Origin of the sequence: Pseudomonas sp. NyZ201, assembly GCF_049860765.1 — a bacterium.
Taxonomy (GTDB): domain Bacteria; phylum Pseudomonadota; class Gammaproteobacteria; order Pseudomonadales; family Pseudomonadaceae; genus Aquipseudomonas; species Aquipseudomonas bharatica.
The window spans coordinates 5,146,597-5,173,513 of the sequence record NZ_CP187557.1 but is presented as its reverse complement, the minus strand read 5'-3'; the positions used below and the strand labels follow the sequence as shown (position 1 = coordinate 5,173,513).

At 65.4% G+C, this 26,917-nt stretch carries 20 protein-coding genes; 13 read left to right on the top strand and 7 right to left on the bottom strand.

The genetic code is table 11. The annotated features are described in order from the left end of the window. Window positions 1-24: 24 nt before the first annotated feature. Window positions 25-636 (bottom strand): glutathione S-transferase family protein, encoded by a 612-nt coding sequence (locus ACPFMA_RS23220; RefSeq protein WP_425928828.1) that lies wholly within the window; start codon window positions 634-636, stop codon window positions 25-27. Between the two features lie 221 nt (window positions 637-857). Between ACPFMA_RS23220 and ACPFMA_RS23215 the strand changes: the two genes are divergently transcribed. From ACPFMA_RS23215 to tadA, 6 genes are all read left to right on the top strand, one after another. Next, on the top strand, window positions 858-1,541 hold the full coding sequence (locus ACPFMA_RS23215) for a response regulator transcription factor (protein ID WP_425928826.1): 684 nt from the start codon (window positions 858-860) through the stop codon (window positions 1,539-1,541). Further along, window positions 1,541-2,887, top strand: a complete 1,347-nt coding sequence (locus ACPFMA_RS23210) for a HAMP domain-containing sensor histidine kinase (protein ID WP_425928825.1) — start codon at window positions 1,541-1,543, stop codon at window positions 2,885-2,887. Before ACPFMA_RS23215 ends, ACPFMA_RS23210 begins: the two co-directional genes overlap by 1 nt. Before the next feature lie 74 nt (window positions 2,888-2,961). Continuing rightward, window positions 2,962-5,190, top strand: coding sequence for a TonB-dependent siderophore receptor (locus ACPFMA_RS23205; RefSeq protein ID WP_425928824.1), 2,229 nt, complete (start codon window positions 2,962-2,964; stop codon window positions 5,188-5,190). Next, on the top strand, window positions 5,190-6,074 hold the full coding sequence (locus ACPFMA_RS23200) for an alpha/beta hydrolase (protein WP_425928823.1): 885 nt from the start codon (window positions 5,190-5,192) through the stop codon (window positions 6,072-6,074). The genes ACPFMA_RS23205 and ACPFMA_RS23200 overlap by 1 nt, the downstream gene beginning before the upstream one ends. 237 nt (window positions 6,075-6,311) lie before the next feature. Then, entirely contained in the window at window positions 6,312-7,694 is a 1,383-nt protein-coding gene (locus tag ACPFMA_RS23195; protein ID WP_425928822.1) for a multicopper oxidase family protein, read from the top strand. Next, the gene (gene tadA / locus ACPFMA_RS23190) at window positions 7,694-8,173 is read left to right on the top strand and encodes a tRNA adenosine(34) deaminase TadA (protein ID WP_064301699.1); all 480 of its coding nucleotides are present in this window, start codon (window positions 7,694-7,696) and stop codon (window positions 8,171-8,173) included. The genes ACPFMA_RS23195 and tadA overlap by 1 nt, the downstream gene beginning before the upstream one ends. Before the next feature lie 143 nt (window positions 8,174-8,316). Here tadA and mltF read toward each other — a convergent pair whose 3' ends face one another. Further along, entirely contained in the window at window positions 8,317-9,774 is a 1,458-nt protein-coding gene (gene mltF / locus ACPFMA_RS23185) for a membrane-bound lytic murein transglycosylase MltF (RefSeq protein ID WP_064301700.1), read from the bottom strand. 246 nt (window positions 9,775-10,020) lie between these two features. Between mltF and purL the strand changes: the two genes are divergently transcribed. Together purL and ACPFMA_RS23175 are read left to right on the top strand one after the other, a co-directional pair. Then, window positions 10,021-13,917: a phosphoribosylformylglycinamidine synthase gene (gene purL, locus ACPFMA_RS23180; RefSeq protein ID WP_420059160.1), complete on the top strand. Its 3,897-nt coding sequence runs from the start codon at window positions 10,021-10,023 to the stop codon at window positions 13,915-13,917. A 1-nt stretch (window position 13,918) separates the two neighbouring features. Next, window positions 13,919-14,230: an NGG1p interacting factor NIF3 gene (locus ACPFMA_RS23175; RefSeq protein ID WP_420059159.1), complete on the top strand. Its 312-nt coding sequence runs from the start codon at window positions 13,919-13,921 to the stop codon at window positions 14,228-14,230. A gap of 93 nt (window positions 14,231-14,323) precedes the next feature. On the opposite strand, the gene ACPFMA_RS23170 is transcribed toward ACPFMA_RS23175, so the two are convergent. The 4 genes from ACPFMA_RS23170 to ACPFMA_RS23155 all read right to left on the bottom strand — a co-directional run bounded on the left by ACPFMA_RS23170 (window position 14,324) and on the right by ACPFMA_RS23155 (window position 21,996). Continuing rightward, entirely contained in the window at window positions 14,324-18,868 is a 4,545-nt protein-coding gene (locus ACPFMA_RS23170) for a hemagglutinin repeat-containing protein (RefSeq protein ID WP_425928821.1), read from the bottom strand. 24 nt (window positions 18,869-18,892) lie between these two features. Beyond that, window positions 18,893-20,527, bottom strand: a complete 1,635-nt coding sequence (locus tag ACPFMA_RS23165) for a ShlB/FhaC/HecB family hemolysin secretion/activation protein (protein ID WP_425928820.1) — start codon at window positions 20,525-20,527, stop codon at window positions 18,893-18,895. Between the two features lie 321 nt (window positions 20,528-20,848). Beyond that, window positions 20,849-21,409, bottom strand: a complete 561-nt coding sequence (locus tag ACPFMA_RS23160; protein WP_420059156.1) for a L,D-transpeptidase family protein — start codon at window positions 21,407-21,409, stop codon at window positions 20,849-20,851. A gap of 26 nt (window positions 21,410-21,435) precedes the next feature. Then, complete coding sequence (locus ACPFMA_RS23155; protein ID WP_425928819.1) at window positions 21,436-21,996, bottom strand: NUDIX hydrolase; 561 nt, start codon at window positions 21,994-21,996, stop codon at window positions 21,436-21,438. 131 nt (window positions 21,997-22,127) lie between these two features. Between ACPFMA_RS23155 and ACPFMA_RS23150 the strand changes: the two genes are divergently transcribed. The 5 genes from ACPFMA_RS23150 (at window position 22,128) to purT (ending at window position 25,434) form a co-directional block, all read left to right on the top strand. Next, window positions 22,128-22,727 carry a CoA pyrophosphatase gene (locus ACPFMA_RS23150; protein ID WP_064301706.1) on the top strand — a complete coding sequence of 200 codons (600 nt, stop codon included), beginning with the start codon at window positions 22,128-22,130 and terminating at the stop codon, window positions 22,725-22,727. A 43-nt stretch (window positions 22,728-22,770) separates the two neighbouring features. Continuing rightward, window positions 22,771-23,295 (top strand): gamma carbonic anhydrase family protein, encoded by a 525-nt coding sequence (locus ACPFMA_RS23145; RefSeq protein WP_009403573.1) that lies wholly within the window; start codon window positions 22,771-22,773, stop codon window positions 23,293-23,295. Next, the gene (locus tag ACPFMA_RS23140) at window positions 23,295-23,510 is read left to right on the top strand and encodes a DUF1289 domain-containing protein (protein WP_064301707.1); all 216 of its coding nucleotides are present in this window, start codon (window positions 23,295-23,297) and stop codon (window positions 23,508-23,510) included. Before ACPFMA_RS23145 ends, ACPFMA_RS23140 begins: the two co-directional genes overlap by 1 nt. Before the next feature lie 66 nt (window positions 23,511-23,576). Next, window positions 23,577-24,044 carry a VUT family protein gene (locus ACPFMA_RS23135; protein WP_064301708.1) on the top strand — a complete coding sequence of 156 codons (468 nt, stop codon included), beginning with the start codon at window positions 23,577-23,579 and terminating at the stop codon, window positions 24,042-24,044. Window positions 24,045-24,252: 208 nt separating this feature from the next. Next, window positions 24,253-25,434, top strand: coding sequence for a formate-dependent phosphoribosylglycinamide formyltransferase (gene purT, locus ACPFMA_RS23130; protein ID WP_009403583.1), 1,182 nt, complete (start codon window positions 24,253-24,255; stop codon window positions 25,432-25,434). Window positions 25,435-25,479: 45 nt separating this feature from the next. Here purT and ACPFMA_RS23125 read toward each other — a convergent pair whose 3' ends face one another. After that, window positions 25,480-26,784: an MFS transporter gene (locus ACPFMA_RS23125; RefSeq protein WP_009403585.1), complete on the bottom strand. Its 1,305-nt coding sequence runs from the start codon at window positions 26,782-26,784 to the stop codon at window positions 25,480-25,482. Between the last annotated feature and the right edge of the window lie 133 nt (window positions 26,785-26,917).

Here is a 26,917-nt window from a genome sequence, read left to right as displayed (position 1 = left end):
CACTCCCGTGGATTGGGCAGGGGATCAGGCTCTCAGACCGGCCCGGCTCTGGGTGAAGGGCACGAAGCCGGGCAGCGCTTCGAAGCGGTTCAGGAAGGCATTGACGGCGGGGTAGCCGGACAGGTCGACATTGCCCTCCGGGGCCTGGGCCACATAGCTGTAGATCGCTACGTCGGCGATGGTCGGGTGGTCGGCGGCCAGCCAGTCGCGATCGCTGAGGTGCTGCTCCAGGCGTTCGAGCAGCACATGGGCGCGGGCAATGACTTCCTCGGCGTTGAAGCTGGCGTTGAACACGGTGATCAGGCGTGCGGCGCAGGCACCGTAGGCCAGTTCGCCAGCGGCTACCGACAGCCAGCGCTGCACACGCGCAGCGCCCGGCGCATCTTCCGGCAGCCAGTCGGTGCGCCCGGCTTTCTTCGCCAGGTAGACCAGGATCGCGTTGGAGTCGGCGACCACGATCTCGCCATCTTCCAGCACCGGGATCTGCCCGAACGGGTTCAGGGCGAGGAACTCGGGTGACTTGTGCGCCCCAGCGGCCAGATCCACTTCGACCAGCTCGTGGTGCACGCCCAGCAGCGAAGCGAACAGTACGGCGCGATGGGCATGGCCCGAGAGGGGATGGTGATGAATCTTCATGGTCCGGCTCCTGACTGTAGTTATGCGGGGCGGGGTGATTCCCGATCCGTGATGACAGTGTGGAAGCGGATGCTTTTTGGCGGAATACGCTTTGTTCGCAGTTCTTTATTGCTTCAGGTGGAATAATCCCTCGCGGTGCCTGACCGATGTCATTGCCCTGTCCCGCGCCAAAGTGGGATGATTCGCAATTGCAATCACTTTCCGTGCAGAGTTCGCCACCCGTGTCCCCTCGACTTCTCCTCGCCGAAGACGACCTCAACCTGCGCCAGGACCTGCAGCGCCATTTCCTGCGTCGAGGCTTCGCGGTCCACGCCTGCGAAAACGGCAGCCAGGCGCAGGCTGCCCTTGAGCAGGGCGCATTCGACCTGGTCCTCCTGGACATCATGCTGCCGGGCATCGACGGCCTGAGCCTGCTCGATCAGCTACGCCGCGAGCAGGCCGTGCCGGTGATGCTGATGTCTGCGCTCGGCGCCGAGCAGGACCGCATCAGCGGCTTTACCCGCGGCGCCGACGACTACCTACCCAAGCCCTTCAGCCTGGCCGAGCTGGATGCCCGGGTCGATGCCCTGCTGCGCCGGGTGGCGCTGGACCGGCGCACGACGGCGAGGGACGCCGTCCGGCTCGACGAGAATGGCCAGGACGTGGTGCATCGAGGTCGCCATGCCGGCCTGACCGCTTCCGAATACCGTCTGCTGGCGACCCTGCGCGCCCATCCCGGCGAGGCGCTGAGCAAGGCCTTCCTCTACCAGACCGTGCTGCATCGCGCCTATACCCGGCTGGACCGCGGCCTTGATGTGCACGTGTGCAATCTGCGACGCAAGCTGGCAGCCATCGGTGCCGTGCATGTGCAGATCCAGTCGGTGCGCAGCCAGGGCTACATCCTGGTGGAGACGGAGCCGTCCTGATGCGCCGACATCCGCTGCTGTGGAAGCTCGCCCTGCTGCTGGTCGCCTTCTGCCTGCTGCTGACCTGGCTGATCTGGACCTGGGGCCTGTCGGTGGAACGCAGCAGCTACTTTCTCGGCTCGGCAGACCAGGAATACCTGGCGCGTTATGCCGCCGAGGCGGAACAGGCCTGGCGCGAGGGCGGTGCGCAGGGCGCCGAGGCATACCGCCGCACCCTGGCGAGCAGGGAAAATACCTGGGTCGCGCTGGTCGGGGCGGACCTGCAAAGCCTCGGCACCACAGCGTTCAGCGCCGAGGAAGCCAGCCACCTGACCTTCATGCGCAAGCTCGACTGGCCCATGAGCAGGCGCCTGCAGGACGAGTTGCCCTATGTCAGCATCGCCTTTCCCGAGCATCCCGAGACCGGGCGCCTGGTCATCCAGTTGCCGGAGCGCCTGCTGCCCACCGGCCTGACGCCCTGGACGCACCTGGTCACCCATGGCGTGGCGCCCGCGATGCTGGCCGTGCTTCTGGGCCTGCTGCTCTATCGCCTTCTGGTGGCGCCGCTCAATCGCCTGCGTGACCGCGCCGACGCCCTGCGTGCGGACGACCTGGACAGCCCCGGCCTGCCATTGCAGAACCGCCGCGATGAACTCGGCGAACTGGCCCAGGCCTTCGAGCACATGGCCGGGCGCCTGCGCCGCAGCCTGGAGCAGCAGCGCCTGTTGCTGCGCACCCTGTCCCATGAACTGCGCACACCGCTGGCGCGCCTGCGCATCGCCCACGACAGCGTCCTGCCGCCGGAGCAGTTGCGCGAGCGCCTGGTACGGGAAGTGGACGATATGCAGCGGCTGCTGGAAGACACCCTCGACCTGGCCTGGATGGACACGGAGAAGCCGCAACTGCCCAGCGAACCGGTGCAGATGCTCTCGGTGTGGGAAGCCCTGTGCGAAGACTGCTGCTTCGAAAGCGGCTGGGAGCGCGCGCGATTGCCCTGCGACCTGCCAGCCGACTGCTGGATCGAAGGCCATCTGGACAGCGTGGCCCAGGCGTTGGAAAACCTGCTGCGCAATGCAATCCGTCATTCACCGCCTGGTGGCACGGTGAGCTTCAGCGGGCGGCGCGAGGGAGATGCGTGGCATTTCCGCTTGCGCGACCAGGGGCCTGGCGTACCCGAGACGGAACTGCAGCGGATCTTCGAGCCCTACCAGCGCCTGGCCGGCAGTGGCTCGGGCTTCGGCCTTGGCCTGGCCATCGCCCGTCGCGCCATCGAATTGCAAGGCGGCCAGCTCTGGGCGAGCAACGCCAACCCGGGGTTGGTCCTGCATCTGCGAATGCCGGCGGCGGGGGAATGTTTAGAAAGTTAATGCGCTTTACTCTCAATTAGCACTCATTATCATTCGTGATCTCTTGCATTCAGCGCCCGTCCCGGAGATCGATGATGTCGCCCCGCGCTTTCCCTAGCATTCCCTTCCTGATGTTGTCCGGTTGCCTGTTGTCCACCGCCGTGCAGGCGGCCAACGAGGCCGATGTAGTCGAGCTGCAGCCGCAGAACGTGGTTGCTACCGCACTGGAGGAAACCAAGCAGGCGCCGGGTGTCTCGGTGATCACTGCCGAGGACATCAAGAAGCGCCCGCCGGCCACCGACCTGTCGCAGATCATCCGCACCATGCCGGGGGTCAACCTGACCGGCAACTCCACCAGCGGCCAGCGCGGCAACAACCGGCAGATCGATATCCGTGGCATGGGCCCGGAAAACACCTTGATCCTGGTCGATGGCAAGCCGGTCGGCAGCCGCAGTTCGGTGCGCTACGGCTGGCGCGGCGAACGCGACTCCCGGGGCGATACCAACTGGGTGCCGGCCGACCAGGTCGAGCGCATCGAGGTCATACGCGGCCCGGCAGCTGCGCGCTACGGTTCCGGGGCCATGGGCGGGGTGGTGAGCATCATCACCAAGCAGGCCGGGGCCGAGACCCACGGCGATGTGACCGTGTACCAGAACTTCCCCAGCCACCGCGACGAAGGCGCCAGCAAGCGCATGACCTTCGGCCTCAACGGGCCGCTCACCGACACTCTCAGTTACCGGGTCTATGGCAATGTGGCCAAGACCGACGCCGACGACTGGGACATCAATGCCGGGCATGAATCCGCGCGCACCGGCAACCAGGCCGGTACCCTGCCGGCGGGTCGCGAAGGCGTGCGCAACAAGGACGTCAACGGCCAGTTGAGCTGGCACCTGACACCGGAGCAGACCCTGGAACTGGAAGCGGGCTTCAGCCGCCAGGGCAACCTCTATACCGGCGATACCCAGAACACCAACTCCAACGCCAACGTGAAGAGCATGCTCGGTCACGAGACCAACATCCTCTACCGGGAAAACTACGCCGTGACCCATCGCGGCGACTGGGACTTCGGCAGCACCATGGCCTACCTGCAATACGAGAAGACCCGCAACCAGCGGATCAACGAAGGCCTGGCCGGCGGCACCGAAGGCATCTTCAGCAACACCGACTTCTACACCTCGACCCTGCGCGACCTGACCGCCCACGGCGAAGTGAACCTGCCGCTGCACGCCCTGCGCGACCAGACCCTGACCCTGGGCGCCGAGTGGAGCCAGCAGAAACTCGACGACCCGAGTGCCAACACCCAGACCACCAGCGAAGGCGGCGCGGTCGGCGGGCTGAGCGGTACGGGGCGGGATACCGGCTCCCAGGCGCAGATCTTCTCGCTGTTCGCCGAGGACAATATCGAGCTGCTGCCCGGCACCATGCTCACTCCGGCGCTGCGTTTCGACCACCACAGCGTGGTCGGCGACAACTGGAGCCCGTCGCTCAACCTGTCCCACGCGCTGACCGATACCCTCACCCTGAAAGCCGGTATCGCCCGGGCCTACAAGGCGCCGAACCTGTACCAGCTGAACCCGGACTACCTGCTCTACAGCCGCGGCCAGGGCTGCTATGGGCAGAGCACCAGCTGCTACCTGCAAGGCAACGCCGACCTGAAGGCCGAGACCAGCGTCAACAAGGAACTGGGCATCGAATTCCAGCAGGACGGCTGGGTCGCCGGCCTGACCTACTTCCGCAACGACTACAGGAACAAGATCGAGTCCGGCCTGAGCCCGGTCGGGCAGGCCACTGGTGGCACCGGCAGCTATGCCAACGCGGCGATCTACCAGTGGGACAACGTGCCCAAGGCACTGGTCGAAGGCCTGGAAGGCACCCTGACCATCCCGCTGACCGAGCAACTGAAGTGGAGCAACAACTTCACCTGGATGCTGCAATCGAAGAACAAGGAAACCGGCGAGACCCTCTCGGTGACGCCGAAGTACACCCTCAACTCGATGCTCGACTGGCAGGCCACCGACGACCTGTCGCTGCAGGCCAGCGTTGCCTGGTACGGCAAGCAGACGCCCAAGAAGTATGACTACCACGGCGACCGGGTCACCGGTAACGCCAACAACCAACTGTCGCCGTATGCACTGGTCGGGCTGAGCGGGACTTACGCCTTCAGCAACAACCTGAGCCTGACCACCGGCGTCGACAACCTGTTCGACAAGCGCCTGTTCCGCGAGGGCAACGCCCAGGGCGTGAACAATATCGACGGGGCCGGCGCGGCAACCTACAACGAGCCGGGCCGGACCTTCTACACCAGCCTGACGGCATCGTTCTGATGAATCTGTCGCCATTGTTTCTTGGCCTGCTGTTGGTAGCCGGCAGCGCTGTGGCACGACCGGAGCCGGAGCAGAGGATGCAGGCTGCGGTGTTGCAGACGCAGGGCGCGGCCTATCGCTTCAGCACCCTTGATCTTGATTCCGCCGATGGCCAGCGGCATTACCGGTTGTGGGTCGGCAAGCCGGCCCGGCCGGCGCCTGCGGCCGGCTACCCGGTGCTGTGGATGCTCGACGGCAACGCCGCGCTCAGTGCACTGGAGCCGGCAGAACTGGAAAGGCTGGCAGGCGGGCAGGCGCCGCTGCTGGTGGCGGTGGGGTACCGGACCGAGCAGCGCATCGAGCGTACTGCCCGGACCCGGGACTACACGCCATGGGTAGCGGGGCTGGAGGCTCAGGTCGATCCGCTGACCGGGCAGCCCAGTGGCGGGGTGGATGCGTTTCTCGATCTGCTGGTCGGGCGCATGCGGTCGCTGGTGGCCGGGGTGGCGCCGATCGATCCTCAGCGGCAGACGTTATGGGGCCATTCCTACGGCGGGCTGGCGGTGCTGCATGCGCTGTTTACCCGGCCGGAGGCGTTCAGTGGCTACGCGGCGGCGAGTCCATCGTTGTGGTGGCGGGACGGTGCAATCGTGGCCGAGGCCGAGGGTTTGGCCGGGCGCCTGGGCGACGCGCGGCCGAGGTTGCTGCTGATGCGCGGTACCGCCGAGCCGGCCCGGCCGCGTGCTCCGGGCGGCGCGGATAACGAAGGGCCGGCGCGGGCGCTGGTGGCGCAACTGCAGCAGGTGCCTGGGCTGGAGGTGAGTTACCAGCGCTTCGAAGGGCTGAACCACGGGCCGATGCTGCCGGCTTCGTTGCATCGGGTGATCGAAGGGATGTTTCACTAGATTTTTCTGTGTTGCTGAGGGCCTCATCGCCGGCAACGCCGGCTCCCACAGGGTCTGGCGGTGCACGCGATACCTGTGGGAGCCGGCGTTGCCGGCGATGAGGTCCTCAAGAACGACACAGCTCCCTGCGACAAGTCTTCACTTAATATTTCGCAAATGCGGGTGTATCGTATTCGCCCTTCACGCTGGCCCCTGCTGGCCAGTTGCTGTTTCCGCGAAGCCGAGGTGCCTGTCCCGATGTCCTTTACCCGTCGACAAATGCTCAAGGGCCTGACCGGCCTGGTGGTGGTTGGTCTTGGTGCCGGTGGTGCGGCCCGCTACTGGCTGGGCAAGGTCGAGGACGAGAATGCCGGGCACGACTACGAGCTGATCGCTGCGCCGCTGGACGTGGAACTGGTCCCCGGCTTCAAGACCGAGGCCTGGGCCTTCGGGCCGTCCGCGCCCGGTACCGAACTGCGGGTGCGCCAGGGCACCTGGCTGCGGGTGCGCTTCATCAATCACCTGCCGGTTGAAACCACCATCCACTGGCATGGCATCCGCCTGCCCCTGGAAATGGACGGCGTGCCCTATGTCTCGCAGTTGCCGGTCAAGCCCGGCGAGTTCTTCGACTACAAGTTCCGCGTTCCGGACGCCGGCAGCTACTGGTACCACCCCCACGTCAGCAGCAGCGAGGAACTGGGCCGCGGCCTGGTCGGCCCGCTGATCGTCGAGGAACGCGAGCCCACCGGCTTCAAGCATGAACGCACCCTGAGCCTGAAAACCTGGCACGTGGACGAGCAGGGCGCCTTCATGCCCTTCAGCATCCCCCGCGAGGCCGCGCGCAACGGCACCGCCGGGCGCTTGATCACCATCAATGGCAAGGCCGACGCCGTGACCGAACTGCCCGCCGGCCAGGTGGTGCGGGTGCGCCTGCTCAACCTGGACAACACCTGGACCTATCGCCTGAACCTCAAGGGCAATTGCGAGGCGATGGTCTATGCGCTGGACGGCAATCCCGTCACCCCGCGGCCGCTGGAAGACGAGTACTGGCTCGGCCCGGGCATGCGCATCTGCCTGGCGATCCGCATTCCCGAGCCCGGCGAGGACATTTCCCTGCGCGATGGTTTCGTCCGTCTCGGCACCCTGCGCTCGGTGGCCAGCGCCGACAAGCCCGGTGACTGGCCGCCCGCGTTGCCGGCCAACCCCATCGCCGAGCCGGACCTGGAGAATGCCGAAAAGCTCAACTTCAATTTCGAATGGGCGGGCAAGGTCTCGGTGAACACCGACAACGGACGCCCGCCGAGCCTCTGGCAGATCAACGGCCAGGCCTGGGACATCACCGACAAGACCTGCGCCGACCGCCCCATCGCCACCTTGCAGAAGGGCAAGAGCTACATCTTCGAGCTGAAGAACATGACCCAGTACCAGCACCCGATCCATCTGCACGGCATGAGCTTCAAGGTGATCGCCTCGAACCGCCGGCAGATCGTCGAGCCCTGGTTCACCGACACCTACCTGCTGGGCAGGAACGAACGTGCCCAGGTGGCGCTGGTGGCGGATAACCCGGGGACCTGGATGTTCCACTGCCATGTCATCGACCACATGGAAACCGGCCTGATGGCCGCGATCGCGGTGGCCTGATGCGACCGCGGATCATCGATCGCAGCCGCGACCAGGAATTCATGCGCCTGGCCCTGGAGCTGGCGGCGCAAGGCGCGGCGCTCGGCGAGGTGCCGGTGGGCGCGGTGCTGGTGCAGCACGGGCAGGTACTGGGGCAGGGTTTCAACCGGCCGATCACCGACAGCGACCCCAGTGCCCATGCGGAAATGGTCGCCATTCGTGCCGCGGCCAGGGCGGCGAGCAACTACCGCCTGCCCGGCAGCACCCTGTATGTCACCCTCGAACCCTGCAGCATGTGCGCCGGGCTCATCGTGCATTCACGGGTCGAGCGGGTGGTCTACGGCGCGCTGGAGCCGAAGGCGGGGATCGTGCAGAGCCAAGGGCAGTTCTTCACCCAGGGCTTTCTCAACCATCGGGTGATCTACGAAGGTGGGGTGCTGGCGGAGGAGTGCGGGGCGATTCTCAGCGAGTTCTTCAAGGCGCGCCGCGCAAAGGCCTGATTCAGCGCGTACCCTATGGGGTTTTAACCGCGATTGCGGTGGTGCGGCCACGAGAGTAATCGCGGGTGAACCCGCTCCCACAGGTTTCCTCGGCCAGCCGTAGATTTTGTGTTCGACAGCGTCACAGTGGGAGTCCGTGTCGCTCAGAGCTGAGGACTCTGCTCCGCCGGCTTGTCCTTGTTCACCCCCGGCACGTGCAGGTTGCCCTCGGCGACCTGGCCTTCCAGTTGCGGCTGGGTCACCCAGGTGAGGATGTCGTAGTAGCGGCGGATGTTGGCGACGAAATGCACCGGCTCGCCGCCGCGGGCGTAGCCGTACTTGGTCTTGCTGTACCACTTCTTCTGCGCCAGGCGCGGCAGCATTTTCTTCACGTCCAGCCAGCGATTCGGGTTCAGGCCCTCGCGCTCGGCCAGCTTGCGCGCGTCATCCAGGTGGCCGCTGCCGACGTTGTAGGCGGCAAGGGCGAACCAGGTGCGGTCCGGCTCCTTGATCGAGTCGTCGAGCTGGTCCTTCACGTAGGTGAAGTACTTGGCGCCGCCGCGGATGCTCTGCACCGGGTCGAGGCGGTTGGACACGCCCATGGCCTGGGCCGTGCGCTGGGTCAGCATCATCAGGCCGCGCACGCCGGTCTTGGAGGTGACCTCCGGTTGCCACATCGATTCCTGGTAGCCGATGGCCGCGAGCAGGCGCCAGTCCACCTGTTCCTGCTTGGCCGAGTTGCGGAAATGCTTTTCGAAACGTGGCAGGCGCTCCTGCAGGTGCTGGGCGAAGGTGTAGGCGCCGACGTAGCCGAGTACATCGACATGGCCGTAATAGCGATCCTTCAGGCGCTGCAGGGTGCCGTTCTTCTCGACCTTGTCGAGGAAGGCGTTGATCTCGTTGAGCAGGCTGGCGTCTTCGCCGGCGGCCACGGCCCAGCGCTGGTCGCGGGCATCGCCCAGGTCGAAGGCGACGCGCACGTTGGGGAAGTACACCTGGTTCATCGCCAGCTCGTTGGAGTCCACCAGGGTCAGGTCGATCTGGCCTTCATCGACCATGCGCAGCAGGTCCACCACTTCTACCTGGTCCGACTCCTCGTATTCCAGGCCGGGGTATTGCTTCTTCAGGTCCGCCAGCTGTTCGGCATGGCTGCTGCCCTTGAGCACCATGATGCGCTTGCCCACCAGGCCGGCGGCATTGGTGGGCCGGGTCTTGCCGTTGCGGTAGATGACCTGCGGGGTGACTTCCAGGTAGGGGTGGGAGAAGCGTGCCTGGGTCTTGCGCTGCTCGCTGCTGACCAGGCCGGCGGCGGCCAGCACCGGGCCGTTGGGCTGGCCGAGCCGGGTGAAGATATCGTCCAGGTTGTCGGCGGTCTCGATCTGCAGTTCGACGCCCAGGTCGTCGGCGAAACGCTTGACCAGCTCGTACTCGAAACCGGTTTCGCCGTTGCGGTCCTGGAAATAGGTGGCCGGGCTGTTGCGGGTTATCACCCGCAATACACCATCCTCCTTGATGCGTTCGAGGGTGCTGGGTTTTTCAACGCAGGCACCGAGCATCAGGAAGAGTCCTAGTGCGACGAGCCATTGGGCGCATCGCTGGCGCAGAACGGAGTGGGCAGACATAAGGTGCAGTATACGCAAAGGGCCTGCCGCGCCATATCTCGACAACAGATGGCTTGTCTGCTATCGCCCGCCGTGCTTGCGACTTTTCACCGCACTTCGGCCCCCCGGCGAAAGCGCCGACACGCCTGGAATGCGCTTGCCGACATGCGGATGGGCACGGATGCAGCGTTTCGGGTGCCTGACGCATCGGTTTAGGCTAGAATGCACGGCCTCCAAGCACACCCCCTTCTTGAGGCTGTCCCGACGATGTTGATCCTGCGCGGCGCTCCTGCCCTTTCTGCCTTTCGCCACGGTAAATTACTCGAGCAACTGAGCCAGAAAGTCCCCGCTGTTAATGGTTTGTACGCTGAATTCGCTCATTTCGCCGAAGTTGACGGCGATCTGACCGCCGACCAACAGCAAGTGCTTGCGCGCCTGCTCAAGTACGGCCCGAGCGTCCCGGTGCAGGAGCCTGCCGGTCGCCTGTTCCTGGTCATGCCGCGTTTCGGCACCATCTCGCCCTGGTCGAGCAAGGCCAGCGACATCGCCCACAACTGCGGCCTGGAAGTCGTTCGTCGCCTGGAGCGCGGCATCGCCTACTACGTTGCCGGTGAACTGAGCGATGCCGACGCCGCCAGCGTCGCCGAGCTGCTGCACGACCGCATGACCCAGATCGTGCTGGGCAGGCTGGAAGAGGCCGCCGGCCTGTTCAGCCACGCCGAGCCCAAGCCGCTGACCGCCGTGGACATCCTCGGTGGCGGTCGCGCCGCGCTGGAAAAGGCCAACGTCGAGCTGGGCCTGGCCCTGGCCGAGGACGAGATCGATTACCTGGTCAATGCCTTCCAGGGCCTCAAGCGCAACCCGCACGACATCGAACTGATGATGTTCGCCCAGGCCAACTCCGAGCACTGCCGTCACAAGATCTTCAACGCCAGTTGGGATATCGACGGCGAGAGCCAGGAAAAAAGCCTGTTCGGCATGATCAAGAACACCTACCAGATGCACAGCGAAGGCGTGCTGTCCGCCTACAAGGACAACGCCTCGGTGATCGTCGGTTCCGTGGCCGGGCGCTTCTTCCCGAACCCTGAAACCCGCCAGTACGGCGCGGTGCAGGAGCCGGTGCACATCCTGATGAAGGTCGAGACCCACAACCACCCGACCGCCATCGCCCCGTTCCCGGGTGCTTCCACCGGCTCCGGCGGCGAGATCCGCGACGAAGGCGCCACCGGCCGCGGTGCCAAGCCAAAGGCCGGCCTGACCGGTTTCACCGTGTCCAACCTGCGCATCCCGGGCTTCGAACAGCCGTGGGAAAAGCCGTACGGCAAGCCCGAGCGCATCGTCGACGCCCTGGACATCATGATCGAAGGGCCGCTGGGCGGCGCCGCGTTCAACAACGAGTTCGGCCGTCCGGCGCTGACCGGTTACTTCCGTACCTTCGAGCAGTCCATCAGCACTCCTCATGGCGACGAAGTGCGCGGCTACCACAAGCCGATCATGCTCGCCGGCGGCATGGGCAACATCCGTGAAGAGCACGTGCAGAAGGGTGAAATCACCGTCGGCGCCAAGCTGATCGTCCTCGGCGGCCCGGCCATGCTGATCGGCCTGGGCGGCGGTGCGGCCTCGTCCATGGCCACCGGCGCCAGCTCCGCCGACCTCGACTTCGCTTCGGTGCAGCGGGAAAACCCGGAAATGGAGCGTCGTTGCCAGGAAGTCATCGACCGTTGCTGGCAGCTGGGCGACAAGAACCCGATCGCCTTCATCCATGACGTCGGTGCCGGCGGCATTTCCAACGCCTTCCCCGAGCTGGTCAACGATGGCGGCCGCGGTGGTCGCTTCGAACTGCGCAATGTGCCGAACGACGAGCCGGGCATGGCCCCGCACGAAATCTGGAGCAACGAGTCCCAGGAACGCTACGTGCTGGCCGTCAGCGCGGTCGATTTCGAGCGCTTCCAGGCCATCTGCGAACGCGAGCGCTGCCCGTTCGCGGTGGTCGGCGAGGCCACCGAAGAGCCGCAACTGACCGTTACCGACAGCCACTTCGGCAATACTCCGGTGGACATGCCGCTGGAAGTGCTGCTGGGCAAGCCGCCGCGCATGCACCGTTCGGTCACCCGCGAAGCCGAGCTGGGCGATGATTTCGACCCGTCGAAGCTTGAACTGGCCGACTCCATCGAGCGCGTCCTGCGTCATCCGGCCGTGGCCAGCAAGAGCTTCCTGATCACCATCGGCGACCGCACCATTACCGGCCTGGTCGCTCGCGACCAGATGGTCGGCCCATGGCAGGTCCCGGTGGCCGACTGCGCCGTCACCGCCACCAGCTTCGACGTCTACACCGGCGAATCCATGGCGATGGGCGAGCGCACTCCGCTGGCCCTGCTCGACGCTCCGGCGTCCGGGCGCATGGCGATCGGCGAGACCCTGACCAACATGGCCGCCTCGCGCATCGAGAAACTCTCGGATATCAAGCTGTCGGCCAACTGGATGTCGGCTGCCGGCCACCCGGGTGAAGACGCCCGTCTGTACGACACCGTCAAGGCCGTGGGCATGGAACTCTGCCCCGAGCTGGGCCTGACCATCCCGGTGGGCAAGGACTCCATGTCCATGAAGACCCGCTGGAGCGACGAAGGCGCCGAGAAGACCGTGACCTCGCCGCTGTCGCTGATCGTTACCGGCTTCGCGCCGGTGGTCGATGTGCGCAAGACCCTCACGCCAGAGCTGCGCATGGACAAGGGCGAAACCGACCTGATCCTGATCGACCTGGGCCGCGGGCAGAACCGCATGGGGGCTTCGATCCTCGCCCAGACCCACGGCAAGCTCGGTGCCCAGGCCCCGGACGTCGATGATGCCGAAGACCTGAAAGCCTTCTTCGCCGTGATCCAGGGCCTCAACGCCGATGGTCACCTGCTGGCCTACCACGACCGTTCCGATGGCGGCATGCTGGTCAGCGCCCTGGAAATGGCCTTCGCCGGGCACTGCGGCCTGAACCTGACCCTCGACACCCTGGCCGACAGCCGCGACGACGTCGCCGCCGTGCTGTTCAACGAAGAGCTGGGTGCGGTGATCCAGGTTCGCCAGGACGCCACTCCGGACGTGCTGGCGCAATTCAGCGCCGCCGGCCTGGGCGACTGCGTCGCGGTGATCGGCAAGCCGGTCAACAACGGCGAAGTGGCCATCAGCCTGAACGGCGAGATGCTCTTCGACGGCGACCGTCGCCTGCTGCAACGCGTCTGGGCCGAAACCAGCTACCAGATCCAGCGCCTGCGCGACAACGCCCAGTGTGCCGACCAGGAATTCGACCTGCTGCTGGAAGAAGAAAACCCGGGCCTGAGCGTCAAGCTGGGCTTCGACGTCAACCAGGACATCGCCGCGCCTTATATCAAGAAGGGCGTGCGTCCACAGGTTGCCGTACTGCGCGAGCAGGGCGTCAACGGCCAGGTGGAGATGGCTGCGGCGTTCGACCGCGCCGGCTTCAATGCGATCGACGTGCACATGAGCGATATCCTCGCCGGCCGCGTCGACCTCAACGCGTTCAAGGGCCTGGTGGCCTGCGGTGGCTTCTCCTACGGCGACGTCCTCGGCGCCGGTGAGGGCTGGGCCAAGTCGGCGCTGTTCAACGCCCGCGCCCGCGATGCCTTCCAGGGCTTCTTCGAGCGTACCGACAGCTTCGCCCTCGGCGTGTGCAACGGTTGCCAGATGATGTCCAACCTGCACGAGCTGATCCCGGGCACCGAATACTGGCCGCACTTCGTGCGCAACCGCTCGGAGCAGTTCGAGGCCCGTGTCGCCATGGTCGAGGTACAGAAGTCCAACTCGATCTTCCTGCAGGGCATGGCCGGTTCGCGCATGCCGATCGCCATCGCCCACGGCGAGGGCCATGCCGAGTTCTCCAGCGAGCAGGCCCTGCTCGAAGCCGACCTGTCCGGCTGCGTGGCGCTGCGCTTCGTCGATAACCACGGCAAGGTCACCGAGCGCTACCCGGCCAACCCGAACGGCTCGCCGCGCGGGATCACCGGCCTGACCAGCCGCGACGGTCGCGTCACCATCATGATGCCGCACCCCGAGCGGGTGTTCCGTGCGGTGCAGAACTCCTGGCGTCCGGACGACTGGAGCGAGGACGCCGGCTGGATGCGCATGTTCCGCAATGCGCGGGTCTGGGTGAACTGAGTTGTACAAACTCGCGTTCTTTGTCCCGCCAAGCCACCTCGACACGGTCAAGCAGGCCGTGTTCGAGGCCGGTGGCGGGCGGATCGGCGACTACGACTGCTGTGCCTGGCAGGTGCTGGGCCAGGGCCAGTTCCGCCCGCTGGACGGCGCAACGCCGTTCATCGGGCAGAGCGGGGTGGTCGAGTCGGTGGAGGAATGGCGGGTGGAACTGGTGGTGGCGGACGAGCTGATTCACCAGGTCGTTGGCGCGCTGAAGCACAGCCATCCCTATGAAACCCCGGCCTACGAGGCCTGGAAGCTCGCTGATCTCTGAAGGCTGCACGCGTCCCCTGTGGGAGCGGGTTCACCCGCGATTGCGATGGTGAATTCACTACCGTAATCGCGGGTGAACCCGCTCCCACAGAGGTTAGTGTTGTCCCTTCTTGCTGGTTACATTCGACCCAACGCTAACCTCCCGATCATGCCCCCCGGTCCTGAACAGCCCCAGGTCCACCGAAGCATCCCCATCCTCCAGTCCCATCGCACTCTCCTTGTAGGTCTTCACCAGATCCTCTCCCAACTCCACCGGAGCATTGGACAGATTGGTCCCTACCACCCGCCGGTAATCCCGTCCGCTCAGCGTTTCCTTGCTGACTTGCCCGCTGCCCAGTTCGACCTCACCCTTCGGCGCCCGCAGATCCGCACCCTTCAGGTGTACATCACCCGCGACCTCCAGATTGATCCCGTCTCGCCCGACCAGCCGGCTCGGCTCGGCAATGCTGTCGAGCTTGCGATGATCCACCTTCAGGTCCAGCGTTGGTGAAAAGCCCGGATCGACCTTCTGCACCGCCGACCCGACGCTCTTCTCCGCCTTGGCGCCCAGCGGCCCGCTGAACGACTTCACCGCATTGAGATAGCCCTGGGGATTCTTCTCCTGGCTCAGTCGTGCATCCACCTCGACTTTCAGGCCATTGACCCTATCCATCTGGCTCGCCACCAACAGGTCGCCGCCGATCTGGCCGTCGATGCGCCCGGCGTTCACGCGCACGCCCTTGAGTTGCATATCGTTGAGGCTGTCGAGGCTGAGCCGCTGCCCGGTCAGCTCGCTGTTGAGATGGCGCAGGCTGTCCAGTTGGTCCAGGGCGACCTGTGCCCGGCCGTGCAGGGCCTGCTTGTTATCGGCCTTGACCTCGGCGGGCGTCCTTGAGAACCCGGCACCGACCGTGAGCTTGAGATTGTCGCGTTTTTCCAGGTTCTGCCCCGACTCGACCAGGACCCCGCCGTTCTCCGCCGAAACGATGATCTCCTTGGCCGAAGCCTTGACCCCTTGCAGGTGAATGGCCTGCTCGCTGCTGTCCTGGCTTTTCAAGGTCAAGGTGTTTTCTGCAGTCAGGACTGCGCCGGTGGCGGTGCTGCTGGTTTCATCCACCCGACCTGTCTCGAAGTGCCCGCCCAGCCCGCCACCGTGGCCGGCGTCGGCTTTCTTGACCAGCACTTCAGCGCCGCCACCGATGTTGCTGCCGGTCGCCCGATGGGTGTCAGTGGCAGCCAGCACGTTCAGCGTACCCTGCGCGTCCAGGACGATATCCGCAGGCTTGGCCTTCGGATCACCGATGCGCGTACCGACCAGGGCCATTTCGCCAGCGGATTTCAACTGCACCACGCCCTCCGTATCGATACTGCCGACCCGCGCCTGGCTGTCGCTGCTGTCGAGCTGCTTGTGGTCGAGATAGCCACGCAGCTCCAGGGCGCTGCCGCCCGGGGTGTTGCCGGCCTTGACCCAGCCGCTGCCGTCGGTCTGGCGCAGTCTGTGGGACTGACGGTCATTGGCCTGGGCGAAGGTCAGGTCGCCACCGGCGTCGATGGTTACCGCGCCCTTGCTGCCATTGAACGCGGTGCCTTCATAGGTCCCGTCGCTGCCCAGTTGAACCTGGATGCCCTGCTGGCCATACAGGCTGCCGGGCTGCGCAGTGATGCTCTGCGTCGTGCTGTCCAGCGAGCCGCCCTTGCCGGACAGGCGCACGGCGATGTCCTTGCCGGTGGCGGTTTCCACCCGCGCGGCGCCGCTGACGTCCAGGCGCTTCACCGTTTCCCGCGTGCTGTCCTGAGCTGCCGCGAATTGATGGTCCTGCACGTCGATCCACACCTGTCCATTGCTGGCGTTGTACCGGGTGCCGGTGTCGTTCAGGGTGTCGGCCTTGACCTGGATGGCGCCGGCGCCCAGTTCGCTGACCGTGGCCGTTTCCGTGCGGCGGGTTTGCTGGCGGTTGAGATGGTCCAGCGACACGTCCACGCCCAGCGTCGGCGGGGCCAGGGCATCTTCCACCGAGCCTTGCTGGAAGCGCGCGGCCTCATTGCCGGTCACCAGGTTCTCGATGGGCCGGGTCAGGTCGCGGACCTCCAGGCTCACGCCGGCGCGCCCGCTCCAGTCCTGGTTGCCTTCACGCACCTCGTGGACCTTGGCGGTCGCGCGGTTCTCCACCTGTTGGGCGTCCACCAGCAGCGTGCCACCTGCCTCGACCTTGGCCGCCTCATTGACCAGCGCCGGCGTCTTGATGCGGATATCGCCCGGAGCCTTCAGCTCGCTGGAGAGCGGATCCAGATTGATTTCCTCGCGGGTCTGCCGCTGATGGAAACCCTCGGGGCCGCTGCCGATGCGGTCCATGCCGCCGGTCACGCCGATGCCTCCGCCAACACTTGTGTCGCTGCGCTTGCGGGTCTGCTGGTTGCTCTGCGCGCCAAGGCTGACCTGCTGGCCATCGATCAGAAGGGCGCCCTGGCTGGCGGTGAGCTTCGAACTGTCGATCGCCACCGAGGCCTTGCCGTCGATCGCGATGTTGCCGGCGCTCAGTTGGCTGGGCGTGAGGGTGGTGGTGCTGTCGCTGCTGTCCTTGTGGGTCAGTTGGTAGCCTGCTGCAGCCCGGTACTGTTTCGAGCCCGGTTTGCCATCCGCGGCCTGCTGGGTCTCGCCGGCATTGGCATAGAAGCCGCGCGCCGACTCCTGGCTGGTGTCGAGGCGGGTTTCGCTGGCGGCGCTGATGTTCACGTCCTTCGTCGCCTCCAGTTTCAGGTCGCCGCCGGCCTGCAGTTTTGCGCCGATCACCTTCAGCTCATCGGCGCTGGCCAGGCGCAGGTTGCTGTCGGAGGCGACATCGCTGACCAGCACCGAGCTGCCGCTCTGCTGGCGCTCGCTGCCGTTCTTGATCAGGCCGAAGACCTTGCTGTCGCTGTGCTGGCTGCTACGCGCCGATGTGTCATAGGCAGGCTCGACGTTGAGCGCCGCCTTCTGGCTGACCAGCAGGGCGTCATCCTTGCTGGCGATGCGGCTGCCACTGACCTGGACCTGGTCGGCGACCACGGTCAGGGCGCCGCCGGAAACCACCTGGCTGCCGAGATTGCGGGTGTCGCCGCCCTGGCCGTTGTCGTGCGTGCCGAAGAAGCTGCCGGAAACCAGGTCGCCGCGGTACTGCTTGTTGCTTTCGCTGCGGTCCTGGCGTTCGCTGGTGATGTCCAGCTGCGGCGCTTGCAGGGTCATGTCCTTGCCGCTGCGCAGGGTGCTGCCGGCCACACGCATTTCATCGCCGGCCTGCAGCTTCACCTTGCGCCCGGACAGCTCGCTGGGCAATGCGCTCTCGCGGTATTCACGGCTGTCCTTGTCGCCGCGCCAGAGGTGCTTGCGGTGGCGGACGGTTTCGTCGACGCGGACGCTTTCCAGCCCCGCACCGATATCCAGGCGGCCGCCGCTGCGCACGTCGAGGTCGCCGCCGGCCTTGACCTTGGCATTGCGCATCTGCAGGTCGGTGCCGGCCTGCAGGTCGATGCCGCCGCTGGAGGCCAGCTGGCTGCCGAGGTCCTTGCGCGTCGTGGTGGTGCGCTTGCGCTTGTAGGTCTCGGTAGTGACGAACCACCACTTCTTCTCGCGTTGCTCGTTTTCCTGCTTGATCTTCTCGCGGGTCTTGCTGTCGAGGACCAGGCGCTTGCCGGCCCGCCCTTCGACCCTGGTCGCGCTGGCGTCGATGGCGGTAAGGCGCAGGTCGTCCGTGGCGTCGAGTTCCAGCTTGCCCTTGCCGGCATCCAGGCGGCTTTGCCGGCGGGCGTTGCCGCTGATGTCGAGGTCACCGGCCGACTTCACGCTGATGCCGTCACGGGCGGTCAGCGACGGCGCGGCGATACGCACCCCGGCGCCTTCGGCGGTGCTGATGATACGAATGCGTCCGGCGCTCATGGCGCCGAACAGGTTGGCGTCGATGCTCCCCGGTGTGCCCGGGAGGTGCTCGACGATCTGCCCGCTGGCGTGATCGATACGGTTGCGACCGGCGATCACGTCGAGGTCGCCCTTGGCATCCAGCAGGCCGGCGCTTTCGATGCGCGGGGCGATCAGGGCCAGCGCGCCTTCGGTAGTGCTTGCGCCGCGGACGCCGACGTTCAGTTCGCCAGCGCCAGTGCGGCTGTCGAGTTCACTCAGGCGCCCGTCCTCGATCATTGGGCGGCCCACCAGCAGCCCGGCCTTGGTGGTGTTGATGAAGCTGCCGCCATTGATGGTGATGCCGTTGGGGTTGGCGAGGATATAGTCGGCGGGGCGGCCGAAGACTTCCTGGGGACCTTCGATCACCGAGGACTTGCGGCTGATCACCTCGTTGAGGATGGTCGAGGCAGCCTGGCCCTGGAACTGCGGGTTGGCCCCCAGTTTTCCCGCGAGCTGCGACTGACCGGCCTCGACGGCATTGTTCAGCACTACCCCGGGCTGGCCGACGTTGTAGTCGAGGAACTGGTTGTGCGACAGGCCGCTGGCCGAAGGCGCGACGATATCGATCACCGGTACGCCGTTTTGCGGGTTGATCGTCGGGGTGCCAGCGGGGCCGCTGGCAGGTTGCAGGGCCGGGTTGGCGAGGGCGCCAACTGGGGCCAGCAGGCTGGCGGTGATGGCCAGGCGCAGCAGGTTGGGGGTAAAGCAGGGTTGGGCTTGTTTCACGGTGCGGTCTCTCTCGGTGATGAGTCAGAAAACCAGGGTCAATTGCGCGCGCCAGTGGCCGGGCTCGAGGGCGTGGCGGGGCGTGTTGTCGTTGTGCAGGGCGCGCTGGTAGTCGAGACGCAGGCGGGCGTCGGGGCGGCTGAGCTCAAGTCCGGTGGACAGGCCCAGCAGGCGTTGCGAGGGGGCGCCATGGTCGAAGCGGCTCCAGCCGGCGTCGAGTCCGAGGAATGGGCGAATCTCCAGCGGCAGTGCGGTGTTCAGGGGCAGGCTTAGGGTGTTGCGCCAGACGGCGCCGCTGGAATCGGACACACCGCTGTCACGGAAGCCGCGCACGGCGGAGGCGTCGCCAATCGCTATGTGCTCCAGGGCAACGAGCGGATCGGGGCTGAATTGCAAGGCCAATTCGCTATCCCAGCGCCACCGCCGTCCGGGATTCATGCTTTCGCGGCGCTGCCAGAGCGTGGCGCGGTACTTGCGGAACTGCGGCTCGGGAGAGCGGGAGTTGAACCTTTGCGTGTCGGCACCGAACCAGGTCAGACCCTGGCTGTAGCCGAGGGCGATGCTCCATATGGCATCGTCGCGCCAACTGAGGGTGACGTCGGCATCGACGACCGTGACGGTAGGGCTCTGGAACTTGATCCTGCTATGGGACAGTCGGGTGTCTGCGTGCTTTTGGCCCAGTTGAAGGCTGTAATCGAATTGCAGGGTGTTCAGGTAGCGGAAGGTGTTCTCCAGCTTGACGCTGTACAGGTCGATGCGGCCCTCGGTGACTCGATGCGAGGCGGGGAGTGGTGCTCGGTAGTGCAGGCGGACGGCGTTCAGGCTGAAGGTCCAGGGACCCTGTGGAATGCTGTAGCTCAGGCCAAGCCTATGACTGTTTCCGGGGCTGCCTGGCAGGCTGCTGGTGCTGTGCAGCGCGAAAAAGTCGTTCTGTTCCAGGGGGCTGTCGATGCCCAGTTGCAGTCCGTGTTGGCCGCGACCCACCAGGACATTGCCGTTATTGTCCAGGCTGCCCAGCAGGCGCAGGCGCGAAGTGCGGGCGCGCTGCGAACGGATCACCACGCGCGTCCCTCCGGGCATCGAGCCGGGTTCCAGGTCGGCGCTGAGATCGACGCTCTGCAGGCGGTTCATTTGCCACAGGCCTTGCTCCAGATCACCCAGCTTCAGCGGCTTGCCGAGCAGGTCGGGAAAGGCGCGGGACAGCGACAGGGGCAGGTCCGGTTCATCGAACTCCACCGACTCCACGAAACCTTCGACGATGATGATCTCGAGCGTGCCGTTCTGCGGTGGGCTGGCCAGGTAAGGCCGGCTACCCAGGTAACCCTGGTCGAGGTAAAGCCGGGTGATCCCCTTGAGCAACTCGTTGAGATGTGTCTCGGTCATGCAGGGGTGCAGCAGTGCGTCGAGGCGTTCGCGCAGGGTTCGGCTTTTCAGCAGGGTACTTCCGGCCAGCTTCACCGCGCGGATCGGCCAGCAGTGAGCATTTCCGGAAATTGTCGGGGTGGGTTCGTCGGGTGCACCGATCGTTGGAGAGTCCAGCCGCCGCAGTTGTTGCTCGCGCCTGAGCTCGCGGGTTTCCTGCTCCTGCTCGCGCAGCAGTGGCAGCCCCGGGTTGGCCTGGGCAGTGGCGGGTCCTGGCAGCAGGGCGACAAGGATCACGGACGCCAGCAGGCACCTGCGTCCGAATAAACACGGCATGGCACGTCCCTATATTGTTGTTCTAGGACGGAGAGTCGTTATGAGGGAAAGGAATCTAGGGCACGGGGCATCCGTCTGGATGCTGGGGAAGTGCGCGAACTTGGGTGGGAAAAAGGCGGGGTTTGCTGAGGAAATTTCTGAGGGAGGTGAGTCGATAAAAAATCGAAAGTGCGGTGCGGACCCTGTGGGAGCGGGTTCACCCGCGATTGCGATGGTGACCTCGCTACCATAATCGCGGGTGAACCCGCTCCCACAGGGCCCGCGTCGTGCTTGAGATTTTCTTCAGGGCCGGATCTCGATCATGGTGCCGTCCTGCACCAGGTTCCACACTTCGCGCATGTCCGTGTTGCGCATGGCGATGCAGCCTTCGGTCCAGTCCAGCGTGTGGAACACTTCCTCGGGATACTCCCCGCCCAGCGGCGTGCCGTGGATCATGATCATGCCGCCCGGTTGCACACCTTCCCGCCGTGCCTTGGCCGCGTCCGTCACATTCGGATAGGACACGTGGATCGCCAGGTTGTAGCGGTCCGAGACCTTGCGCCAGTCCAGCCAGTAGAAGCCTTCCGGGGTGCGCTTGTCGCCTTCGCGCTCCTTGGCGCCCACAGGTTTCTTGCCGAGGGAGATGCGGTAGGTCTTCAGGGGTTCGCCATTGCTGATCAGCTCCAGGCGGCGCTGCGACTTGATCACCAGGACCTTGTCGATACGGCCCGGCGTGGGGGTTGTGGCGGGAGAAACCAGGGGCGCATCGTCCTTGACTACCGGTTTCCTGATGATGGTCTCGATATAGGCGGCCTGGGACAGCGAGGCAACACTCAGGCAGAAAAGGGCAAGCAACCAGCGCATTGAACGGTATCCCCGGAGAAGCAACTTCATGATTCGAGTGTGGGTGGCGGGGCGAAAGAAGGCGGCAGGCTATGGTTGCGCACCGGATAGTGCTGCTTTTCGCGGTCCCGATAGTAGCATTCTAGTGTGACGCGCACGGTGCGGAAAGCCAGCTCGTCCCACGGGATCTCGTGTTCCTCGAACAGGCGCACTTCGAGACTTTCGACGCCGATGTCGAAATCAAGATCGGCCAGTTCGCCGCGAAAGAACACATGGACCTGGTTGATATGCGGCAGATCGTAGAGGTGATACAGGGTCAGCTCGCCCAGGCGCGCGCAGGCTTCCTCGACGGTTTCCCGACGCGCGGCCTGCTCCATGGTCTCGCCGTTCTCCATGAAACCGGCCGGCAGCGTCCAGTAGCCCTTGCGCGGCTCGATCGCGCGGCGGCACAGCAGCACCCGGCTGCCATGATTGGGCAGCACGCCGGCCACGATATTGGGGTTCTGGTAGTGGATCGCCTGGCAGTGATCGCACACGTAGCGCAGGCGCGAGTCGCCTTCGGGAATACGCTGGGTCACCGGCTTGCCGCACGCACTGCAGTATTTCATGCTTATCTTCCTGTGGGTTGCGGCTATCTTCGCCTCCCGCTCCTGCGCCGGGCAAGGGCGATCGTCAGCGGGGCTTGGGCGCGGGACGGCTTTGGTGCATGATGCAGGACGATTCTGGAACGAGAGAGACCATGCTGGACGAGCTACTTCGCCGTGTGAGCAGTCACACACCGGGCACTTTGGAAACCGATCGTCGTTTTCCCGAGGCCGCGGTGCTGTTGCCCATCACCCGCAGCGAAGAGCCGGAGCTGGTCCTTACGTTGCGCGCCAAGGGCCTGTCCACCCACGGCGGCGAAGTGGCGTTTCCCGGCGGGCGACGCGACCCGGATGACCCTGACCTGGTATTCACCGCACTTCGCGAAGCCGAAGAAGAAATCGGCCTGCCACCGGGGCTGGTCGAGGTGGTCGGGCCGCTCAGCCCGCTGGTGTCCCTGCACGGCCTGAAGGTCACGCCGTATGTCGGGTTGATCCCCGATTACGTCGAATACCGGCCCAACGATGCCGAGATTGCCGCGGTGTTCACCGTTCCGCTGGAGTTCTTCCGCCAGGACCCGCGTGACCACACCCACCGTATCGACTACCAGGGCCGCAGTTGGTACGTGCCCAGCTACCGCTACGGTGAATACAAGATCTGGGGCTTGTCGGCGATCATGATCGTCGAACTGGTCAACCTGCTCTACGACGCGCGGATCAGCCTGCACCAGCCGCCCGAGCGCTTCACTCCACTCTGACGAGCGGGACCACCCGCCGCGCATCTACCGTGAGGATCCACGCATGAAATACCGTCTGGGCGACCTGCGGGTCGAAACCCACCCGCAAAGCTGGGTAGCGCCCAATGCCACGCTGATCGGCAAGATCCGCCTGCAGGCCGGGGCCAGCGTCTGGTTCAATGCGGTCCTGCGCGGCGACAACGAACTGATCGACATCGGCGAGAACAGCAACGTCCAGGACGGCACGGTGATGCACACCGACATGGGTTCGCCGCTGACCATCGGCCAGGGCGTGACCATCGGTCACAATGCCATGCTGCATGGCTGCACGGTGGGCGACTTCAGCCTGATCGGCATCAATGCGGTGATCCTCAACGGCGCCAGGATCGGCAAGCACTGCATCATCGGCGCCAATGCGCTGATCCCGGAAGGCAAGGAAATCCCCGACGGCTCGTTGGTCATGGGCTCGCCGGGCAAGATCGTGCGCGAGCTCACCGAGGCGCAGAAAAAGATGCTCGAAGCCAGCGCCGCCCATTACGTGCACAACGCCCAGCGCTACGCCCGCGACCTCGCGCCGCAGGAGGACTGATGAGCAGTTCAGTGGAAAAACCCGTGGCATCGCCTTGCGTCAGCATCTGTGCGCTGGACGACCACGATATCTGCACCGGCTGCCAGCGTACCGCCACGGAAATCACCCGCTGGGGGCGCATGGACAATGCCGAGCGGCGCCAGGTGCTGGCGCTGTGTCATGAGCGTGCCCTGGCTGCCGGGCTGATCTTCGGCCAGCCTGCCAAGGTCAGCTGATCCCCGGGACTTGGCCGCGCGGGGTCGGTGAAGTACCCTGTGCGGCTTGTCCACCGGTCACCTTCAATGTTCTTTCTCATCGCCTACATCGCCAGCGTGGTGCTGATCAACTACGCCTTCTCCAGTGCACCGCACCTGGATGTCATCTGGTCCGCCTGGGGCGGGCTGGTGTTCGTCCTGCGCGACATGGTGCAGACCCGCTACGGGCATGGCGCGCTGGTGGCCATGCTGGCAGCGCTGGTGCTGTCCTATGTCACTTCCGAGCCGGCCATCGCCCTGGCCAGTGCCACGGCCTTCGCCGTGTCCGAACTGATCGACTGGCTGGTGTTCAGCATCACCAGGCGGCCACTGCACGACCGTTTGTGGATCAGCTCGGCGCTGAGCATTCCCGTCGACACCTTCATCTTCTTCGGCATGATCGGCGCATTGACCCCGGCGGTAGTGGGGACGGCGCTGGCGTCCAAGTTCGCCGGTGTCACCGCCGTGTGGCTGGCGATGGCCTGGCGAGTACGCAAGAACGCAATCGCCAACTGAACCCTGCACTGAACCCTGTGGGAGCTGGCTTGCCAGCGATTTGGCCAGTCCTGACAACATCATTGCTCAAGCCGGCCCTATCGCTGGCAAGCCAGCTCCCACAGGGGTCTATGTCGCACTCCCGATCATTGCTCATGTAAAATACGCCCCTTTCGCTGGCCCGCACCGTGCTGGGGCGGTCCTGGATTTCTCTCCCTGAGGACCTGTGATGACTCGTATCGGAACTCCATTGTCGCCCACCGCGACCCGTGTACTGCTGTGCGGTTGCGGCGAGCTGGGCAAGGAAGTGGTGATCGAGCTGCAACGCCTGGGCGTTGAAGTGATTGCCGTGGACCGCTACGCCAACGCCCCGGCGATGCAGGTGGCGCACCGCAGCCATGTGATCAACATGCTCGACGGCGCTGCCCTGCGCGCGGTGATCGAGGCCGAGAAGCCGCACTACATCGTGCCGGAAATCGAAGCCATCGCCACCGCCACCCTGGTCGAGCTGGAAGCCGAAGGCTTCACCGTGGTGCCGACCGCCCGCGCCGCACAACTGACCATGAACCGCGAAGGCATCCGTCGCCTGGCCGCCGAAGAGCTGGACCTGCCGACCTCGCCGTATCACTTCGCCGACACCTTCGAAGACTACAAGGCCGCCGCCCTGGACCTCGGCTTCCCGTGCGTGGTCAAGCCGGTGATGAGTTCGTCGGGCAAGGGCCAGAGCCTGCTGAAAAGCGCCGACGACCTGCAGAAGGCCTGGGACTACGCCCAGGAAGGCGGCCGTGCCGGCAAGGGCCGGGTGATCATCGAGGGCTTCATCGATTTCGACTACGAAATCACCTTGCTGACCGTTCGCCATATCGGTGGTACCACCTTCTGCGCGCCGGTTGGCCACCGCCAGGAGAAGGGCGACTATCAGGAATCCTGGCAGCCGCAGGCGATGAGTCCGGTGGCCCTGGCCGAATCGGAGCGCGTGGCCAAGGCGGTCACCGAGGCCCTGGGCGGCCGTGGCCTGTTCGGCGTGGAACTGTTCGTCAAGGGCGACCAGGTATGGTTCAGCGAAGTGTCGCCGCGTCCGCACGATACCGGCCTGGTCACCCTGATTTCCCAGGACCTGTCGCAGTTCGCCCTGCACGCACGGGCCATCCTCGGCCTGCCGATCCCGGCGATCCGTCAGTTCGGCCCTTCGGCCTCGGCAGTGATTCTGGTGGAGGGCACGTCGCAGCAGACCGCCTTCGACAACCTCGGCGCGGCCCTGGCCGAGCCGGACACCGCACTGCGTCTGTTCGGCAAGCCGGAAGTCAATGGTCAGCGGCGCATGGGCGTGTGCCTGGCCCGTGACGAGTCGATCGAAGCGGCCCGGGCCAAGGCGACCCGCGCTTCGCAAGCGGTGAACGTCGAGCTGTAAGGCTCAAGCAAACGGGGCGTACCGCAGGGTCCGCCCCGTTTTTCGCTACAGATCCGAGTGCCGGGTTTCCTTCAGGCACAGCACGGCAATCAGGCTCAGCAGGGCCGCCGCCGAAACATAACCCCCCACCCAGCTCAAACCACCCATCACCACCAGTTTCTGCGCGAAGAACGGCGCGGCGGAGGCGCCGACGATGCCGCCCAGGTTGTAGGCCGCCGATGCGCCGGTGTAGCGCACATGGGTCGGGAACAGCTCCGGCAGCAGCGCGCCCATCGGGGCGAAGGTCACACCCATCAGGAACAGCTCGATGGCCAGGAACAGTGCCACCCCGGCGGTGGAGCCCGAGGTCAGCAGCGGCTCCATGGCGAAGCCCGAGGCGATGGCCAGCAGCGCACCGACGATCAGCACCGGCTTGCGCCCGTAACGGTCGCTGAGCCAGGCCGACAGGGGCGTGGCCAGGGCCATGAAGAGCACGGCGAAGCACAGCAGGCCAAGGAAGGTTTCCCGCGTGTAGCCCAGCGTCGATACGCCGTAGCTCAGGGAAAATACCGTGGAGATGTAGAACAGCGCGTAGCACACCACCATGGCCAGCGCGCCCAGCAGCACCGGCAGCCAGTATTGGGCGAACAGTTCGACCACTGGCATTTTCACCCGCTCGTGGCGGGCGATGGCCTTGGCGAAGACCGGGGTTTCTTCGAGCTTCAGGCGCACGTACAGGCCGACGATGACCAGCGCGGCGCTGAGCAGGAACGGAATACGCCAGCCCCAGGCACGGAAGTCCTCGTCGCTGAGGAGCATGGCCAACGCCAGGAACAGGCCGTTGGCGGCAAGGAAGCCGATGGACGGGCCCAGTTGCGGGAACATGCCGAACCAGGCGCGCTTGTTCTTCGGTGCGTTCTCCGTGGCCAGCAGCGCCGCGCCGCCCCATTCGCCGCCAAGGCCCAGGCCCTGGCCGAAGCGCAGCACGCAAAGCAGGATCGGCGCCCAGATGCCGATGCTGTCATGTCCCGGCAGGACCCCGATCAGCGTGGTACACACGCCCATCAGCAGCAGCGAGGCGACCAGTGTCGACTTGCGGCCGATGCGGTCGCCGAAATGGCCGAACAAGGCCGAGCCCAGTGGCCGGGCAAGGAACGCGATACCGAAGGTGAGGAAGGCCGACAGCATTTGTGCCGTGCCCGAGGTCTGCGGAAAGAATACCGGTCCGATCACCAGGGCGGCGGCGGTGGCATACACGTAGAAGTCATAGAACTCGATGGCGGTGCCGATGAAGCTGGCAGTGGCGACACGGGCAGGCGAGTTGCCGGACGGCACGGCGTCCGTCTCGTTGTAGGTGCTGCTGGTTGTCATCTGGTGAACCCCTGACGGTCGAGTGCTCTTCTGGCGACCTTGCCGGGTGAATGGCGAGGGGCCGGAGCGTATTTATAGGTATGACTCGCGTCGCCGAGCATACGCCCTGTCGGGGTGGGGGCGGGCGCGGGCA

What these genes read in the sequence shown, in the direction of transcription:
- ACPFMA_RS23220 (WP_425928828.1), bottom strand. Translation starts at nt 636, where the DNA reads ATGAAGATTCATCACCATCCCCTCTCGGGCCATGCCCATCGCGCCGTA.
- ACPFMA_RS23210 (WP_425928825.1), top strand. Translation starts at nt 1,541, where the DNA reads ATGCGCCGACATCCGCTGCTGTGGAAGCTCGCCCTGCTGCTGGTCGCC.
- ACPFMA_RS23205 (WP_425928824.1), top strand. Translation starts at nt 2,962, where the DNA reads ATGTCGCCCCGCGCTTTCCCTAGCATTCCCTTCCTGATGTTGTCCGGT.
- ACPFMA_RS23200 (WP_425928823.1), top strand. Translation starts at nt 5,190, where the DNA reads ATGAATCTGTCGCCATTGTTTCTTGGCCTGCTGTTGGTAGCCGGCAGC.
- ACPFMA_RS23195 (WP_425928822.1), top strand. Translation starts at nt 6,312, where the DNA reads ATGTCCTTTACCCGTCGACAAATGCTCAAGGGCCTGACCGGCCTGGTG.
- tadA (WP_064301699.1), top strand. Translation starts at nt 7,694, where the DNA reads ATGCGACCGCGGATCATCGATCGCAGCCGCGACCAGGAATTCATGCGC.
- mltF (WP_064301700.1), bottom strand. Translation starts at nt 9,774, where the DNA reads ATGTCTGCCCACTCCGTTCTGCGCCAGCGATGCGCCCAATGGCTCGTC.
- purL (WP_420059160.1), top strand. Translation starts at nt 10,021, where the DNA reads ATGTTGATCCTGCGCGGCGCTCCTGCCCTTTCTGCCTTTCGCCACGGT.
- ACPFMA_RS23160 (WP_420059156.1), bottom strand. Translation starts at nt 21,409, where the DNA reads ATGCGCTGGTTGCTTGCCCTTTTCTGCCTGAGTGTTGCCTCGCTGTCC.
- ACPFMA_RS23155 (WP_425928819.1), bottom strand. Translation starts at nt 21,996, where the DNA reads ATGAAATACTGCAGTGCGTGCGGCAAGCCGGTGACCCAGCGTATTCCC.
- ACPFMA_RS23150 (WP_064301706.1), top strand. Translation starts at nt 22,128, where the DNA reads ATGCTGGACGAGCTACTTCGCCGTGTGAGCAGTCACACACCGGGCACT.
- ACPFMA_RS23145 (WP_009403573.1), top strand. Translation starts at nt 22,771, where the DNA reads ATGAAATACCGTCTGGGCGACCTGCGGGTCGAAACCCACCCGCAAAGC.
- ACPFMA_RS23140 (WP_064301707.1), top strand. Translation starts at nt 23,295, where the DNA reads ATGAGCAGTTCAGTGGAAAAACCCGTGGCATCGCCTTGCGTCAGCATC.
- ACPFMA_RS23135 (WP_064301708.1), top strand. Translation starts at nt 23,577, where the DNA reads ATGTTCTTTCTCATCGCCTACATCGCCAGCGTGGTGCTGATCAACTAC.
- purT (WP_009403583.1), top strand. Translation starts at nt 24,253, where the DNA reads ATGACTCGTATCGGAACTCCATTGTCGCCCACCGCGACCCGTGTACTG.
- ACPFMA_RS23125 (WP_009403585.1), bottom strand. Translation starts at nt 26,784, where the DNA reads ATGACAACCAGCAGCACCTACAACGAGACGGACGCCGTGCCGTCCGGC.